General features: G+C 55.4%; 14 protein-coding genes. 7 read left to right on the top strand and 7 right to left on the bottom strand.

Annotation, left to right across the window (positions count from 1 at the left end):
* Window positions 1-99: 99 nt before the first annotated feature.
* Complete coding sequence (locus HUF18_RS17530) at window positions 100-693, top strand: hypothetical protein (RefSeq protein ID WP_145466314.1); 594 nt, start codon at window positions 100-102, stop codon at window positions 691-693.
* Between the two features lie 44 nt (window positions 694-737).
* Here HUF18_RS17530 and HUF18_RS17525 read toward each other — a convergent pair whose 3' ends face one another.
* Window positions 738-1,565 (bottom strand): sugar nucleotide-binding protein, encoded by an 828-nt coding sequence (locus HUF18_RS17525; protein ID WP_225693125.1) that lies wholly within the window; start codon window positions 1,563-1,565, stop codon window positions 738-740.
* Between the two features lie 141 nt (window positions 1,566-1,706).
* Between HUF18_RS17525 and HUF18_RS17520 the strand changes: the two genes are divergently transcribed.
* The 4 genes from HUF18_RS17520 to HUF18_RS17505 all read left to right on the top strand — a co-directional run bounded on the left by HUF18_RS17520 (window position 1,707) and on the right by HUF18_RS17505 (window position 6,688).
* Window positions 1,707-3,533 (top strand): sensor domain-containing diguanylate cyclase, encoded by a 1,827-nt coding sequence (locus tag HUF18_RS17520; protein WP_225693123.1) that lies wholly within the window; start codon window positions 1,707-1,709, stop codon window positions 3,531-3,533.
* A gap of 173 nt (window positions 3,534-3,706) precedes the next feature.
* Window positions 3,707-5,077, top strand: a complete 1,371-nt coding sequence (locus tag HUF18_RS17515; protein WP_186435751.1) for an OmpP1/FadL family transporter — start codon at window positions 3,707-3,709, stop codon at window positions 5,075-5,077.
* 132 nt (window positions 5,078-5,209) lie between these two features.
* Window positions 5,210-6,079: an AraC family transcriptional regulator gene (locus HUF18_RS17510; protein ID WP_225693120.1), complete on the top strand. Its 870-nt coding sequence runs from the start codon at window positions 5,210-5,212 to the stop codon at window positions 6,077-6,079.
* A 66-nt stretch (window positions 6,080-6,145) separates the two neighbouring features.
* Window positions 6,146-6,688, top strand: coding sequence for a YbhB/YbcL family Raf kinase inhibitor-like protein (locus tag HUF18_RS17505; RefSeq protein WP_225693118.1), 543 nt, complete (start codon window positions 6,146-6,148; stop codon window positions 6,686-6,688).
* Window positions 6,689-6,733: 45 nt separating this feature from the next.
* Here the strand turns inward: HUF18_RS17505 and HUF18_RS17500 are convergent, their stop codons facing one another.
* On the bottom strand, window positions 6,734-7,105 hold the full coding sequence (locus HUF18_RS17500) for a hypothetical protein (protein ID WP_225693116.1): 372 nt from the start codon (window positions 7,103-7,105) through the stop codon (window positions 6,734-6,736).
* A 227-nt stretch (window positions 7,106-7,332) separates the two neighbouring features.
* Here HUF18_RS17500 and HUF18_RS17495 point away from each other — a divergent pair, with 227 nt between their 5' ends.
* Window positions 7,333-8,955: a methyl-accepting chemotaxis protein gene (locus HUF18_RS17495; protein WP_225693114.1), complete on the top strand. Its 1,623-nt coding sequence runs from the start codon at window positions 7,333-7,335 to the stop codon at window positions 8,953-8,955.
* Between the two features lie 22 nt (window positions 8,956-8,977).
* Here HUF18_RS17495 and HUF18_RS17490 read toward each other — a convergent pair whose 3' ends face one another.
* The 5 genes from HUF18_RS17490 to mpl all read right to left on the bottom strand — a co-directional run bounded on the left by HUF18_RS17490 (window position 8,978) and on the right by mpl (window position 14,449).
* Window positions 8,978-9,226 (bottom strand): DUF2175 domain-containing protein, encoded by a 249-nt coding sequence (locus HUF18_RS17490; RefSeq protein WP_145466330.1) that lies wholly within the window; start codon window positions 9,224-9,226, stop codon window positions 8,978-8,980.
* A 125-nt stretch (window positions 9,227-9,351) separates the two neighbouring features.
* Window positions 9,352-11,784: a thrombospondin type 3 repeat-containing protein gene (locus HUF18_RS17485; protein WP_225693112.1), complete on the bottom strand. Its 2,433-nt coding sequence runs from the start codon at window positions 11,782-11,784 to the stop codon at window positions 9,352-9,354.
* A gap of 125 nt (window positions 11,785-11,909) precedes the next feature.
* Complete coding sequence (locus HUF18_RS17480) at window positions 11,910-12,332, bottom strand: hypothetical protein (protein ID WP_225693110.1); 423 nt, start codon at window positions 12,330-12,332, stop codon at window positions 11,910-11,912.
* 90 nt (window positions 12,333-12,422) lie between these two features.
* On the bottom strand, window positions 12,423-13,040 hold the full coding sequence (locus HUF18_RS17475; RefSeq protein ID WP_225693108.1) for a flavin prenyltransferase UbiX: 618 nt from the start codon (window positions 13,038-13,040) through the stop codon (window positions 12,423-12,425).
* On the bottom strand, window positions 13,037-14,449 hold the full coding sequence (gene mpl / locus HUF18_RS17470) for a UDP-N-acetylmuramate:L-alanyl-gamma-D-glutamyl-meso-diaminopimelate ligase (RefSeq protein WP_225693566.1): 1,413 nt from the start codon (window positions 14,447-14,449) through the stop codon (window positions 13,037-13,039). Before mpl ends, HUF18_RS17475 begins: the two co-directional genes overlap by 4 nt.
* A gap of 253 nt (window positions 14,450-14,702) precedes the next feature.
* Between mpl and HUF18_RS17465 the strand changes: the two genes are divergently transcribed.
* On the top strand, window positions 14,703-15,671 hold the full coding sequence (locus HUF18_RS17465; RefSeq protein WP_145466339.1) for a class 1 fructose-bisphosphatase: 969 nt from the start codon (window positions 14,703-14,705) through the stop codon (window positions 15,669-15,671).
* The last annotated feature ends 64 nt before the right edge of the window (window positions 15,672-15,735 follow it).

Below are 15,735 nucleotides of genomic sequence, written 5' to 3'. Positions count from 1 at the left end.
CATTATGCCTTTTAACGTTAAGCGTCGTGGTAAAAACGTTAAAATATAATAATATGACGTAATGCTAAGCTGAGTATGCAGACTAAGAGGATGTTCGTTATGAGCGCCGTAAACAAACAACAAAATTCAGATCTGGTCTGGGACCTGGAGAAAATCCACCAGCACCAGCGCGCTATGAATTTCGTTAAGCAGTTTGAAAACCGCTTCTGCGTATTCTCCGGCTCCGTACGTCAGCTGTATACCAACTACAGTATTTTCTTCCCCGAAGAAGCCAACCGTCAGATGGTTATTCTGCCCGACCCTTACGCCTTCCACGATACCTTCAGCCATCTGAATCCGGATGCGGTACAGTCAACCGGTCTGCATGTTATCCCTGGCAATCTGATCGGTAAAACCGGTTTGTATCTGGTGATCTCACATAAGGATAAAAACGTGCGCTCGGTACCGATTCCTTTTCAGGAAGGTATCCGCCAGATTCTGCGCCGTTCCAATACCGAAGATCCATTCCTGCCGGTACTGATGAAAGGCGACCTGCGTGAATTCAATGATCAGATGCCTTGTCTGCACCTGAACCGTCTGCGCCTGAAAGAGCTGACTTCGCTGTCCGGCCTTGAGCGCGAAGGTATCCGCACCATCATTACTGACAAGCTGATGAAACTGTATCAGGAATCATCAGCCCTGAACCTGGCCTGATTTCCAGGCCAGATCTTAACGCCCTGCAAAGGTCTCCCGTACCACTAGCCTTCGGCACGATAATAACGGCGGATCAGGCGACTTAACCCCTTACGCCAGGCTTTCGGCTTGATGCCAAAGGTGTGAAACAGCAGCGTATTATCGGTAACCGGCGCCCAGACCGCCGGCATCAAGCCGCCTTCCTGTGATTTCAGCTCCACGCCACTGAGATTTTCATACTGACCGGCTTCCGCCAGCAGCGCCTCTGCGAAGGCATATGAAGAGATCGGTTCCACACCACAAAAATGATAGGTACCCCATAAATCGTCGCTGCAGGCTGCCTGTTTAAGCATCGCCAGAATCACTTCGGCAATATCATCAGCAGGCGTCGGACTGAACTTACGCTGCATATCGAGGCTGAGGGAATGCTCATCACGGATAGCCGTCAGCAGGCGGTTGGCAAAATCGTCAGCCATCAGCGAAAACCCCTGGCCAATGCGCAGGATCAGATGACGACGGTTATTACGGGTCAAGGCTTCCAGAGCCAGTAAATCCAGCGCCAGTGGATGATCGGCATAATCCTCATCACTTTCCTGGTAGACAGCATCCGCGCGGGCACGGAAAACAGCGCTGGAGGACAGCAATACCACCGGGACATCCTGCTCTTCCGCCTGTTCCAGCCAGAAAGGAACATGCGCATAGTCATCCGGATGGAACAGTGATGGCACCAGTACAAAAAAAGGTTTGCCAACGGCCGCCATAGCCAAACGCTCACGGCTTTCCAGGCCAAAGCCTTTATACATAAGATCCTGAGAAGCCAGACTGCGGGTAAGAAAGTGTCCCACCGGGCGGTTAGCGCCGATGATAAAGCTGTGAAAACTGCTGATAGCCAAGACTCCGGGTCTCCTGTGCGCTGGGGCCAGACTGAGGGCCACTGATATTACAGCCTGCATAATACCCTGCCGCCGGGCCAATCACGACGTGCATTTGTACGACCCGTCTATACTCAGGGGATATTGCTGCCTGTTGTACTTATGTCTTTATATTATCGTTTGTTCATACTCGCACTGTTTCTGTTCGGCGGTGCTTTTGCGACTGCCCGTTATGCGGGCGGCGAAACGGATGCTCCTGCCCCGCTGATGGCTCAGGTTTACCAGGCTGCAGAGTTCTCCAGCCTGCAACAGGTTGTGGGCTTAAACGACGATATGTGGCGGGACATGCCGGCTGCCAGCATCAACCTTGGCTTCAGCGATGACCACGTCTGGGTACGGATGCCACTGAGTCAGCTGCCCTTTGATTATCAGCGGCAACCCTGGATTCTGGAACTGGGATATCCACTGCTCGACCATATCGAGCTTTATATTATGCACGGTGATGTTGTACTGCTGCACACCGATGCCGGCAACGACCTGCCCTATTCTTCCCGCCCTCTGGCTGTGCCCGAATTCGCCTTTCCAGTGCCGCCACTCAGCCAGGCACAATGGTTGTATCTGTACGTGCATTCGGAGTCATCGGTGCAGATTCCCATCCGCACCTTTCCAGAACAGAACTATTGGCAGCAACGGGTCGGCGAAGTTACCTTTGACGCCGCATTTCACGCAATCCTGTTCAGTATGCTGACCTATAACCTGCTGATTTTTTTACTGAGCCGCGATCTGATTTTTTTCCTGTATTCGCTCAGCATCGGCGCCTTTGCCATGATGATGGCCGCTCTGCATGGCTGGACTTATGCGTTACTGTGGCCAGAATCTCCACACCTGAACGACCTGGCGATTCTGCTCAGCCTCGCCCTGTCTGAGGCCTTTCTTGCACTGTTCGGGGTTTCATTCCTGCGCCTGCGTAAACTGCATCCCCGTGCTTTTATGCTGTACAGCAGCTACGTCGTCAGTGCCCTAGTCTTTGCCGTACTGGCCTTCTATCTGCCGTATCACACCATGATTCGTTTGCTTACAGGTCAGGCTGTGCTGATGAGTCTGTCAGCGCTGGCATTGGGCCAACTGCTCTGGTGGCAAACCCGTTCACGGGATGTGTTCCTGTTTTTCCTTGCCGCCTTCTCACTGCTGATTGGCCTCTTCCTGTATGCAATGCAGAAGTTTGGTGTCATTCCAGTCAATGTCGTTACCGAACATGCCGCCGAGCTGGGCAGCATCATATTGGTTGTACTGCTGGCACTGAGCATGGCCGAGCGCCATAACCGCGAACGTCAGGCACGGTTAGCAGCTCAGGATGTCATCATCAACATGCAGCGCGAAGCCAATGCAGTGCTGGATCAGAAGGTCCGTGAGCGTACAGAAGATCTGGAGCTGCTGAACCAGCGCCTGCGGGAAGAATCCACCACCGATGCCCTGACCCGGGTACGTAACCGGCGTTACTTCGATCAGCGTTTCTATACCCTGTATCAGGATGCCTTCAGACAACAAACGCCACTCGCATTACTATTGATTGATATTGACCACTTCAAGCAATTTAACGATACCCATGGTCATCAGCTGGGCGATACGGTACTGCAAAAGGTTGCACAAACCATGCAGCAGGCCATCAAGCGTCCACAGGACAGCGTTTATCGTTACGGCGGGGAAGAATTTGCAATTTTACTGCCCAACACGGATGAAAGCGGAGCCATACAGGTCGCCGAGCTGGTACGCCAGCGCATTGAGCGCCTGCGTCTTGAACACGAAGGGCAAATACTCAGCCTGACCGTCAGTGTCGGCCTGTGCGCGGCAATCCCTCCCCTGCGTGATCAGCAGGAGGTACTTTACCAACAGGCTGATAAAGCGCTGTATCTGGCCAAAGATCAGGGCAGGAACCGCAGCTGCGCACTGCCTTTATCCATTCCCGATAGCCAACAGCAAAGCCGCTGAACATTGCTGTTATTAATCTCAGAGCCAGCCGTATTCCTATCCTGAACCGACTCCTGTCTCTGCAGTACGGGATTGTCAGACAAAATTTCAGTTTGGCAATCACCCGGCATTTATGTACCTTAGTCCCGATATTGAATTGCTAATAAAAAGACCAATATTGGATGGAGACGAACATGAAACGCCAACCCCTTGCTAAAACCATCGCAACAGCCTGCGCCGGTTTGGGTACTCTGCTGGCCATCAGCCCGGTATTCGCCCAGGGCTACTATGTCGACGAACAATCCGCCCTGCGCCTGGGAGATGCTTTCTCCGGTGGTGCAGCCTCAGCCAGCGATGCTTCTGCCGCTTACTACAGCCCGGCGGCTATGCTGCTGGTACGTGACGAGCTGGCCATCAACCTGGCGGCTATTTCTGTACGCTCAGAACTGAAAGGCAGTGCTGAAACCGGCGACGGCAGCATCCCGATTAACGGTGAAGATGCCGAAGCGGATAACCTCGATTTTCTGCCAACCTTGTATTTTGTCCGTAGTCTGAGCGAAGGCTTCTCTGCCGGTGCTTTTATTAACGCTCCATACGCTACCGGCACCGACTTCGGTGATGACTCCATCGCCCGTTATCAGACAACTGAAAGCGAAATCACCGGTATCGACGCAGGCCTGTCACTGGCCTTCCGTGTACACGAAAAAGTCAGCATTGGCGGCAGTATTATTGCTCAGTATATGAATGCCAAAACGGCCCTGGCGGTCAATACTGCAGCCCTGTGTTTAGGTGGGCTTGATGCCTCCACCTGCAATAGCCTGGGCATTAACCCTGCGGAGCTGGGCAACAATACCTACGACGGCAGCTTCGTGATGGAAGGCCACAACACAGCCTTCGGTTTCAGCCTGGGTACTCTGGTTGAGTTCACCCCCAACAGTCGTCTGGGTCTGAACTACCGCACCCGTATCGCCCATGAGCTGACCGGCAGTGCAACGGTGGAATTCCCGGCCGCCGCTTCAGGCTTCACCGGTCTGGCCGGCCTTGAGAACACCAAAGCCGATGGCCGTGTACAGTTTGTCACGCCAGAAAGTGCCAACATCAGTTACTTCCACCAGCTCGGCGACCTGTCGCTGCAGGCGGATGCCTCCTGGACCAAGTGGTCGCGCTTCGACAAGCTGCAGGTGGAAAGCAACAACAGTACCGTCGCAGCTCTGGCCGCTGAACCACAGGTTTACGACTGGAGTGAGTCCCAGCGCTTTGCTCTGGGGGCTAACTACAAACTGAGCCCACAGCTGACGCTGCGTGGTGGTTTTGCTCTGGATATGACGCCGATCGACAAAGACAAAACCAAGATCGATTTTGCCTTTGATGATTACAAAGCCATCTCTCTGGGTATGAGCTACGGACTGACCGAAGCCATGACTCTGGACGTGGGCTATCAGCACACCCTGACGCAGAAGCGTGATATTGATCAGAACGATCTGCTGACGGCGGGTGCCCGCCTGCACGGTGAAGTCACAACCGAAGTGAACTCCTTCGCCGCCGGTCTGCGCTGGGCACTGTAAGCCTGGGCTGCTGCAACCTGAAAGCGGGCGCCTGGCGCCCGTTTTTTTATTCTGCCCATACTGCGGCTTGGGCCTGTCGGCATCCTTGGTTATGCTGAGCATTCACCACTACCCGCCGACAGCGAAACCATCATGTCACTCTCTGCTCTGTTACACAGCCTGCTGCTGCAGCCGGTTGCCAATGATAATGGCCTGATCCTGCCCTTCCGCACACGCATGCCACAAAGCCTGCGCCGGGTGCCTTTTGCCGAGCCTTGTCTGATGCTGATACTGCAGGGCGAAAAACAACTGCAACCGGCTCCCGGCCAGTCGCTGAATCTGCCTGCCGGACAAATGCTGCTGATTCCGGCCGGCTGTGAGCTTACCTTTACCAATCAGCCCGACGAGCATTGCCGGTATCTGGCCTGGGTGATCAGCCTGCCGGCGGATGACTTACTGCCACTGGGACGCGGTCCGGTGCGCCGTGAGTTACAGCATTTCAGCTCAGACCCGCTATTGCTGACCCTGATGCAACAGTGGCTGCAGATACAGCCGCAATTGTCTGACCCACAACAACTGCTGCAGGCGCGGCGTCGTGAAATCACTCTGCGTTTGCTTGAGCTGGGCTACAGTGCAGAACTGCGCAGTGGTCTGCAGCAACATTTCAGCCGCCGCGTACAGGCTGTGGTCAGTGAAGACCTGAGCCACGACTGGCAAATAAGCGATGTTTGCCAGCGTCTGGCTGTCAGTGAATCGACCCTCAGACGTAAGCTGTCCGACGAGCAGCACAGCTTCCGCGATCTGCTCAGCCAGCTGCGGCTGGTGCAGGGCCTGAACCTGCTGCAAACCAGCAGCCTCAGTGTCCAGCAGGTCGCTGACGCCTGTGGCTACCGCTCGGCATCGCGTTTCAGTGAACGCTTCCGTGAACGCTTTGGCACCAGCCCGGCCGAGTTGCGCCATAGCCAGACGGCTGACACTATGATCCGGCAAACGACGGTTTCAGGCTCAACCTTGACCGTTTGAGGCGAACCACAGCCTCACCTCTGACGTAAGCTGTGAAACATCCAAACAGACTCAAAGGAGATTACGATGAAGCCGATATTAATACTGCTGTCCGCCGCCACTCTGTGGAGCCAGGGCGCTCTGGCCGAATTCCGGGTACAGAGCAGCGATATCAGCAACGGCACGCCGATGCCCAAAGCACAGGAGTTCAATGGTTTTGGTTGCGAAGGCGGCAATCTGTCGCCACAGCTGAGCTGGAGCGGAGCCCCGGAGGGCACCAAAAGTTTTGCCATCACAGCCTATGATCCGGATGCCCCAACCGGCAGCGGCTGGTGGCACTGGCTGGCGTTTAATATTCCGGCGGATATCACCAGTCTGAAAACCGGTGCCAGTGGCAATACCATGCCAGAAGGCAGCACCGAAAGCCGTACCGATTACGGCGTCCCTGGTTTTGGTGGAGCCTGCCCGCCCAAAGGCGATAAAGCTCACCGTTATCAATTTACAGTATTTGCTTTAAACACAGACAAGCTGGATCTGGCACCAGGCAGCTCCGGTGCACTGGTTGGTTATTACCTTAATGGCCATGCGCTGGCTAAAACCACGCTGGAAGCGCTGTACCAGCGTCCGTAAGCGCACACAACCTGCCGCTGAGCGGCGGCAGGTTCACAGCTGTTTTCAATGAGCCAGCGATAAACGGGCGATTTCATTGCGGTTACGCAAAGCATCCTCTTTGCTGCTGAACAGCTGCACATCGTTCAGGGTAATTAACAGCACAAAGCCGCCCGCCAGCCCGACATAACCGGCGCGGTGCTCCAGCACAAAGCCGCCGTTTTCTGCGGCCAGGGTACATGGCAAAGTCACACTGGCAATCAGACCATTCCCCAGAGCATCCCCCACGGCTTCGAACGAACGATACAAAGCCAGGGCATCCGCACCGATAGCGAGCACCGTACCATTCTGCAAGCCAGCCAAATCCACAGGCACTCCCGATGGCAACTGGCGCTGTTCCGTACGGACAATCAGATCCGAGGTATTTTCAATCAACATCACACTCTCCGGCAGCCAGTGAACAAGGGGGCAATTATACACATCCTGATACGCCGGAACCTTCTCTGCGATCTCCGCCAGCAGCGACACAATCCCTTGCGCAAAACGATCAGGCAGATCCTAAAAAGTAATCTAACATTAAGTTCTCACCTTTCCCGCCCAGCCATTCTATTAATACCAATCTGCGGCCTGGACGGTTCATTACTTCAGAGAAAACGGAGAACACGATGTTAAGAAATATGCGCGTTGCCAAACGTGCAATGCTTTTCTTCGGCCTTCTGGGCCTTATCACCCTTGCACTCGGTCTGTTTGCCACCCAACAACTCAGCCAGCTGAACAACAGCATCAACATGCTGGGTAAGGTAAGCCTGCCCAAGGTTGAAGGGATCGGCGAGATGCGCCGCGATTTCCTCTACACCCGTCTGTATGCCGTCAACCTGGTCAACAGCCAGACGAAAGAGCAAAGCGACCAGTTCAGCCGCCGTCTGGCCGAAGTAACCACAAGCTATAAAGCCGCCGAAGCGGATATGAAAGGCCGTGCAGATACGCCCGAAGCCAGACAAAAATTAGACGGCATCATCGCTGATAAAAACGAATACGATCAGCGCCTGCAGCAGCTGCTGGGTCTGGTTGCCAAGGGTGATATGGAAGCCGTGCAGCGCTTGCGCGTACAGCATATTGATGCCCTGAGTATCGGCATTACCGAAGCACTGAACGATCTTGCCCGCTACGAAGGTGAGGTAGCCAACCACGCTGTAACCAATGCAGCCACAACTTACAGCACGTCCAGCATGGCCATTTATATTGCTATTGGTGTGGCGTTGCTGGCGGTGATTATTCTCGCCAGCCTGTTCAGCCAGAGCATTGTTACCCCACTGGAAAACGCCGTCAGTGCGGCACAGCGCATCGCCAGTGGCGATCTGAGCCACCGCATCAGCGACCATGGGAGTGACGAAGCCGCAGACATGATGGCCGCCATGCATCAGATGCAGGAACAACTGCGCAACACGCTGAACCATATCGCCGATTCTTCACAGCAGTTATCCACCACCTCAGAAGAACTCAGTGTAGTGACTAACGAATCCAGTGAAATCGTCCACCAGCAGAGCGCTCAGCTGGAGCAGGCAGCCACAGCCGTTAACGAACTGACCGTAGCCGTGGATGAAGTGGCAAACAGTGCCAGTACCACGTCATCCAATTCCGAACAGGTCAATGACAAGGCTCGCCAGGGGCAGAACACGCTGGATGAAACCATCCGCACCATTGATCAGCTGGCGGGTGAGATCAGCAATACCGCTGATGGCATTTCGGCACTGGCAGGTAACGTAAAAGATATTGGCCAAGTGATTGATGTTATCCGCGCCATCGCTGAACAGACTAATTTGCTGGCACTGAATGCCGCCATTGAAGCAGCCCGTGCCGGAGAGTCAGGCCGGGGCTTTGCTGTGGTCGCTGATGAAGTCCGGGCTCTGGCGCACCGTACTCAGGAATCCACCAAAGAAATCGAACGAATGATCCAGACGGTACAGACTGCCACCGATGCTGCGGTCGTTAATATGGAAAACAGCAACCGCTGGGCCATGAATACACTGAAAATGGCCAACGAAGCAGGAACATCATTAGGAGAAATTACCGGCCTGATCAGCAACATCAACGAGCAGAATCTGAACATTGCCAGCGCAGCCGAAGAACAGGCAATGGTTGCCCGTGAAGTGGATAAGAATCTGGTCGCTATCCGTGATTTGTCGTTCCAGACATCGGCCGGTGCCAACCAGACCCATGCATCCAGTCAGGAGCTGGCGCGGCTGGCGGAACAGCTTAACGCGCTGCTGTTAAAGTTCAGGCTGTAGCCCTGATCCTGACCCTGTCCGCTTAAAACAGCTCAATATCATCGCCGTCAGGCTCATTCTGGCGGCGACGATCATTCTCTTCGGCCAGCACCAGATCCTTCAGATCCCGTAATTCATCATCATTCAGCGCGGTAATATCCAGCTTCTGAAAGGTGCGTTTCAGCACGTTGTACGCCTGAAAGCACTGTTGATGGGCCGGTCCCTTCAGCGGAACCGTCAATCCACCCAGACCAAAGACCGGTTTATTACAGAACACACAATTGAGCGACATGACCTTTCCCTGAAAAATGCTGAAACACATGCCAGAGGCATCTGTTTCAGCCTAGCCCAGTCTGCGCCGGGCTAAACGTCGGTCTTGTAGTTTATTGTAGTGATAGGCAGGCAGAACAATAGGCCTCAGTCGCTGCTGCCCAGCCACTGTTCTGTCTGATTTCCTGCCTTATCTTCCGCCAGCAGCTGCCAGCGTTCGCTGTTTGCTTTAAGCGCACAGGGCACGCGGAAGTGGCCGGTGTAAATAATCTCACCTTCGCAGATATCTCCGGCCGGGCTTTGCAACCAGATACGCGCCAGCCCCATACCGTCGTCATAAGCCATGCCCTGCACCAGAGTTGGCTCCGTCGCAGACCAGCGCACATAGTCGAGAACCGGAGGCTCGTGGTCAGGGAAGCTGGTCGCAGACCATTCGTCTGTACCTTCCTGCTGCTCGACGGTGTTGGCATAGCCATCACCGTCGCGGTCCGGATCGCGGTTATCGCCGATGCCATCGCCGTCCAGATCCGCCCATTCTCGGCGGTCATCCGGGAAAACATCGGCCTCGTTAAGATGACCATCGCCATCCCGGTCATCGTCCAGCGCATCGGGAATGCCATCGCGGTCAAGATCGGCCGGCGTGCTGCGTGCATCGTGCGGATCGGTGTTCATCGCCACTTCGTAGTCGTTGCTGATGCCATCGCCGTCAATATCGTCGTCGCTGTTATCGCCAGTACCATCACCGTCCATATCGGCCCATTCGCTGACGTCACGCGGGAAAGCATCGGCGGCGTTAGCCACCTCATCGCCATCCATGTCGCTGTCGAGCACGTCGGGAATGCCATCATCGTCGAGATCAGCCGGTTTGCTTTGCCCATCACGCGGATCGAAGCCTAACTGCACTTCCCAGTCATTACGGATGCCGTCACCGTCAATATCGCTGTCGCTGTTATCGCCCGTGCCATCGCCATCCAGATCAGCCCATTCACGTGGGTTGCGCGGAAAGACATCCGCCTCGTTCAGATGGCCGTCACCGTCCATATCGTCATCGATGACATCCGGCAGACGGTCGCCATCAAGGTCGGCAGGCACCGAGGCAGCATCTGCCGGATCGGTACCGGCCAGCAATTCATGATCATTGCGGATACCATCACCATCGCGGTCCGGATCGCTGTTATCGCCGATGCCGTCGTTGTCGATATCGTTCCACTCCAGCGGGTCACGCGGGAAACGATCGATGGCATTGCCTAAGGTATCGCCATCAAGGTCGCTGTCGAGGGCATCGGGAATACCGTCGCCATCGAGGTCGAACGGCACACTGACCGCATCCATCGGGTTAAAGCCCAGCGTGCGTTCGTATTCGTTGTCGATGCCATCGTTATCCTGATCGGTATCGCTGTTATCGCCGACACCATCGCCGTCAAAGTCGGCCCACTCGCTGCGATCCAGCGGGAAAGCATCCAGTTCATTGGCAATGGCATCGCCATCGATATCGGCATCAACCACATCGGCAATACCGTCCTGATCCAGATCCGCCGGTTTGTTCCGCGGGTCAAGGTCATCGCTGCCGGCCTGTTGTTCAATGTCATTACTGAAGCCATCGTTATCACGATCAGGGTCGGCGTTATCTCCTATGCCATCGCCATCGGTATCACGCCATTCGTTTTTATCATCAGGGAAGGCGTCAAAACGGTTTTCGGTACCATCACCGTCGCGGTCGGTATCAAAGGTGTCCGGCATGGAGTCGTTGTCGGCGTCCGCCGGTTTGCTCGAAGCATCCAGCGGGTCGGTGCCCAGATGCATCTCAAACACATTGGGAATACCGTCGCCATCGGCGTCCACATCCTGATTATCCGGTACGCCATCACCATCGGTGTCCGCTGATTCACGCGCATCCTGCGGGTACAGATCCTGCGCATTGGCAACGCCATCGCCATCCATATCATCATCGAGTGTATCCGGAATGCCGTCGCGGTCGAGATCCGGCGGCACCGAGGCGCGGTCACGCGGGTCAGTACCGGCCCTGAGTTCCAGCTCGTTACTCACGCCATCGTTATCCAGATCAGGGTCGGCGTTATCGCCGATACCATCACCATCCAGGTCGGCCCATTCTTTGGCATTCAGCGGAAAGGCATCTTCGGCGTTATCAACACCGTCGTTGTCCATATCGGTATCGAGCAAATCCGGCCAGCCGTCACCGTCACGGTCAACCGGAGTCGAGCGGCTGTCGCGCGGGTCGTAATTCAGCTGTACTTCGAGGTCGTTACGGATGCCATCGTTATCAATATCGCGGTCGGCATTATCGCCAACACCATCGCGGTCGGTATCCAGCCATTCGCTGCCGTCCTGCGGGAAGTCATCCTTGCGGTTCACCACCCCATCGTTATCCCAGTCGTCGTCAATGGCATCCGGAATACCGTCATTATCCACATCGGTCTGGTCGGCAACGTCGGGGTCTGTACCCGCCGCCTGTTCCAGGAAGTTGGATACGCCATCGCCATCGCGGTCGGTATCGAGATGATCGGCAATACCGTCGTTATCGAGATCATTCAGTGCGGCAAGGCTGTGATTGCTGCCCAAGACCGCGCCGCATAAAACAGCCGCGCAGAGCATATGGCGCGCGCGCGCCTGACAGAAAGAACAGACCCGCACGAAAGAAGGTGAGAAAAGAGAATGCATAATTTATCTGCTGAGTATTATTTTTATTATTGTGCCGTGCTGGTCTCGCCCGGGGCTGCTTCAGTATCGCTGTCGGCGGTATTGTCGGCACTGCCTGCAGTGTCACGATCGGCCTGGGCATTCATGCTGTGACGGCAATGAATGCCACGGTTTTTCTGATCAACGAGAATGCCGGCCACTTCTTTACCATTATCCGGACGCAGCAACAGGTAACCACCAACGCAGAATGCTGTTTTACCAGAGTCTTTCTGGGAAATTTTCAGATCGCTTTCCGGCGTGATCGCCAGTAAGCGGAATTCATCCACCACCGCACTGTCCTGCTCGGACGGATGAGCAATGAAACCATAATATTCCAGCGCCAGCACGGCGACGACAATACCGGCAATAAAACCCAGGCCAATCCATTTCGGGTAATCCACTTCCTGTGCCTCTGGTTGTTGCTCGTTCATGCTTACTTCCCCAATCACTGATAATTAAACGTTCTGAAATGTATCCCGGTGGCCAGCGCACAGCGCGCACCGGTTTGCCGGATAATGCCACTACTGCGGCACGTTATCCTTGCCCCAGGCCGGCATCAGCTGCTGTTCGATGCCCAACTGGTTGAGAATACGCGCGACAATAAAATCGATTAAATCCTGAATGCTCTGCGGTTCATGATAAAAACCCGGACTGGCCGGCAGAATTACCGCGCCCATGCGCGTCAGCGTCAGCATATTCTGCAGGTGAATTTCTGAATACGGCGTCTCACGCGGCACCAGAATCAGCTTGCGCCGTTCTTTCAGCGCCACATCGGCGGCACGCTCAATCAGGTTATTACTGGCACCGGTAGCAATGGCTGACAACGTACCCGTGGAGCACGGACAGATCACCAGCGGGCCGGGCTGACCGGAACCTGAAGCCCAGGGCGCCATCCAGTCTTCGCGGCCAAACACCCGCAGCCGCGTATCATCCACCTGAAAATACTGTTGTAAAAAAGTTGCCTGAGCGGCGGGATTGCCCGGCAGGGCCAGCGGCGTTTCGGTGGCGAATACCAGCTGCGCGGCTTTCGACACAATCACATCCACCTGCGCGCCCGCAGCCAGCAAGACCTCAATAAGCCGCAACGCATACAGGCTGCCAGAGGCGCCGGTAATAGCGACACAAATGCGCGAGCTCATACACTGTCCTCACGCTGCTGCAGCGCTGCCAGCAATTTACGCGGCATACCGGCGAAGCTGCCGTTTGACATCACCACAATACGGTCACCGGGGCGGGCCGCGGCGACAACCGCGGAGATCAGCGCCTGATGATCGGTAAAACTCTGGCCGGCAATGCGGCTGGCGGCGGCCACCTCGGCCAGTGACCAGTCAATGTTGTCCGGCTGAAACCAGAACGCCAGATCCGCCGCATCAACCGACGCAGCCAGCTCGGATTTATGCACACCCAGTTTCATGGTATTCGAACGTGGCTCCAGTACCGCCAGAATGCGGCCCTGCGGATTTTCCTGCTGCAGACGCGCACGGGCACCTTCGAGCGTTGTGGTTATGGCCGTCGGATGGTGAGCAAAATCGTCGTAAACCTGAATGCCGGAAGTCTCGCCCACCAGCTCCATACGGCGCTTCACCGAAGCGAATTCACTCAGTGCGGCCGCAGCGATTGGCGGTGTAACGCCCATATGACGGGCGGCGAGCATGGCGGCGATGGCATTACTGACATTGTGTAAACCGGTGAGATTCCAGCGCACCTGAGCCGCCTGATCGCCGGCCCCGCTCTCTCCGCTCCCAGCAGCAACGTGACGCAGACTGAACACCGAGGCATCAGCTGCATCCAGACGCCATTGCCAGTCTGCGTCGTCCTGCTCACTGAAGCGTACTACCGGCGTCCAGCAGCCCTGCGCCAGCACCCGTTCCAGAGCTTCTTCACCGGCAGGCAGCACAATCTGCCCATTGGCCGGCACTGTACGCACCAGATGATGGAACTGGCGCTCAATGGCGGCCAGATCCGGGAAGATATCGGCGTGGTCAAATTCGAGGTTGTTCATAATCAGCGTACGTGGCTGGTAATGAACAAATTTGGAGCGTTTATCAAAAAACGCGGTGTCGTATTCGTCGGCTTCGATGACGAAAAACGGCGAATCACCGAGACGGGCTGACACCGAAAAATTCTGTGGCACACCACCGATCAGGAAGCCGGGTTTCATCCCGGCGTATTCGAGAATCCAGGCCAGCATGCTGCTGGTCGTGGTCTTGCCATGGGTACCGGATACCGCCGCTACCCAGCGACCGCGCAACACATACTGCCCCAGCCACTGCGGGCCGGACATATAAGGCAAACCGCGATCCAGTACATACTCAACCGAGGGATTACCGCGCGACATGGCGTTGCCGATAATCACCAGATCGGTGTCGGCGGGAATATTGGCCGGATCAAAGCCTTCGCTCAGGACAATGCCAGCGGCTTCGAGCTGATCGCTCATCGGAGGATAAACGCCGGCATCACTGCCGGAAACCTCGTGCCCGAGCTGTTTGGCCAGCTGTGCCAGAGAGCCCATAAAGGTGCCGCAAATACCGAGAATGTGCAGACGCATAGTTTCTGTCATGTCCAGATCAACCAGTCAGGCGGCTAGTGTACTGATAACGCTCTCTGCACCCAAGCACCGGGGACTTTTAACACGGATTAAAGGAGATAGGGCCTGAGAGAATGGCCTTTCCGGCGGAGCTGTTTATTCCATACCGGCAGATCCTCATCCGGCTTTTCCTGACAGCGGCGCTGAAATCCGCTGGCAATTAAGGTAGTATGCGCCGCAATTTGAACAGATTCCGACCTTTGGGGAAGACAAGATGCAGCGCTTACGGACTTTTTTAGACCACCACTGCGATGATCAGGCTCTGGTGGCCGTCATCGATGGACTGATGGTTGCCTGTAAAGATATCGCCTACCGTTTACATATGGGCTCTCTGGCCGGTGTTCTCGGCAGTGCAGAGCAGGAAAACGTACAGGGTGAGTGCCAGAAGAAGCTCGACGTCATCTCCAACGATCTGATCAAGTACTGCCTGAAAGGCATGCCGGAAGTCAAAGGCATGGCCAGTGAAGAAGAAGCCGACCCGGTGGCCTGCAACCCGGACGGTGAGCTGCTGGTACTGTTCGATCCGCTGGATGGTTCGTCTAATATCGATGTGAACGTCACCGTCGGCACCATCTTTTCCATTCTGAAAGCATCAGCCAATGACGATGCCACCCACGAAGCCACTTACCTGCAAAGCGGTAAACAGCAGGTTGCTGCCGGCTATGTTCTGTACGGCCCCTCTACTCTGCTGGTACTGACCACAGGTAACGGTACCCATACCTTTACCCTTGATCCGCGCGTTGGAGAATTCTTCCTTCAGCGCGAGAACGTTCAGATTCCGGTCACCACCAAAGAATTTGCGATCAATATGTCCAACCAGCGTTTCTGGCTGCCGCAAATGCAGAACTACGTGGCAGATCTGCTGGCTGGTGAAGAAGGTCCACTGGGCAAGCGTTACAATATGCGCTGGATCGCCTCGATGGTTGCCGAAATTCACCGCATCCTGACCCGTGGTGGTATTTTTATGTACCCTTACGACAGCCGTGAACCACAAAAGCCCGGTAAACTGCGTCTGATGTACGAAGGCAACCCGATGAGCATGCTGGTCGAGCAGGCTGGCGGTAAGGCATCGACCGCCTTTGAAGATATTATGGCGGTTGAGCCAACCAGTATTCACCAGCGCGTTTCGGTAGTAATGGGATCGGCCGATGAAGTGGAAACCGTTGTCCGTTACCACGCCTGATCTGAGCCAGACACAGACAGAAAAAAGCCCGCAATAGCGGGCTTTTTTATAGCTGCAATCCTCT

It is taken from the genome of Thalassolituus sp. ST750PaO-4, from assembly GCF_020320405.1.
GTDB classification, from domain to species: domain Bacteria; phylum Pseudomonadota; class Gammaproteobacteria; order Pseudomonadales; family Oceanobacteraceae; genus Venatoribacter; species Venatoribacter alkanivorans.
This window is presented reverse-complemented; position numbering and strand designations above follow the sequence as displayed.

Bases quoted from the DNA above. Each gene is read 5' to 3' on its own strand.
- HUF18_RS17480 (WP_225693110.1), bottom strand. From the start codon at position 12,332: ATGAACGAGCAACAACCAGAGGCACAGGAAGTGGATTACCCGAAATGG.
- HUF18_RS17520 (WP_225693123.1), top strand. From the start codon at position 1,707: ATGTCTTTATATTATCGTTTGTTCATACTCGCACTGTTTCTGTTCGGC.
- HUF18_RS17490 (WP_145466330.1), bottom strand. From the start codon at position 9,226: ATGTCGCTCAATTGTGTGTTCTGTAATAAACCGGTCTTTGGTCTGGGT.
- HUF18_RS17500 (WP_225693116.1), bottom strand. From the start codon at position 7,105: ATGTTGATTGAAAATACCTCGGATCTGATTGTCCGTACGGAACAGCGC.
- HUF18_RS17505 (WP_225693118.1), top strand. From the start codon at position 6,146: ATGAAGCCGATATTAATACTGCTGTCCGCCGCCACTCTGTGGAGCCAG.
- HUF18_RS17495 (WP_225693114.1), top strand. From the start codon at position 7,333: ATGTTAAGAAATATGCGCGTTGCCAAACGTGCAATGCTTTTCTTCGGC.
- HUF18_RS17510 (WP_225693120.1), top strand. From the start codon at position 5,210: ATGTCACTCTCTGCTCTGTTACACAGCCTGCTGCTGCAGCCGGTTGCC.
- HUF18_RS17530 (WP_145466314.1), top strand. From the start codon at position 100: ATGAGCGCCGTAAACAAACAACAAAATTCAGATCTGGTCTGGGACCTG.
- HUF18_RS17515 (WP_186435751.1), top strand. From the start codon at position 3,707: ATGAAACGCCAACCCCTTGCTAAAACCATCGCAACAGCCTGCGCCGGT.
- mpl (WP_225693566.1), bottom strand. From the start codon at position 14,449: ATGCGTCTGCACATTCTCGGTATTTGCGGCACCTTTATGGGCTCTCTG.
- HUF18_RS17465 (WP_145466339.1), top strand. From the start codon at position 14,703: ATGCAGCGCTTACGGACTTTTTTAGACCACCACTGCGATGATCAGGCT.
- HUF18_RS17475 (WP_225693108.1), bottom strand. From the start codon at position 13,040: ATGAGCTCGCGCATTTGTGTCGCTATTACCGGCGCCTCTGGCAGCCTG.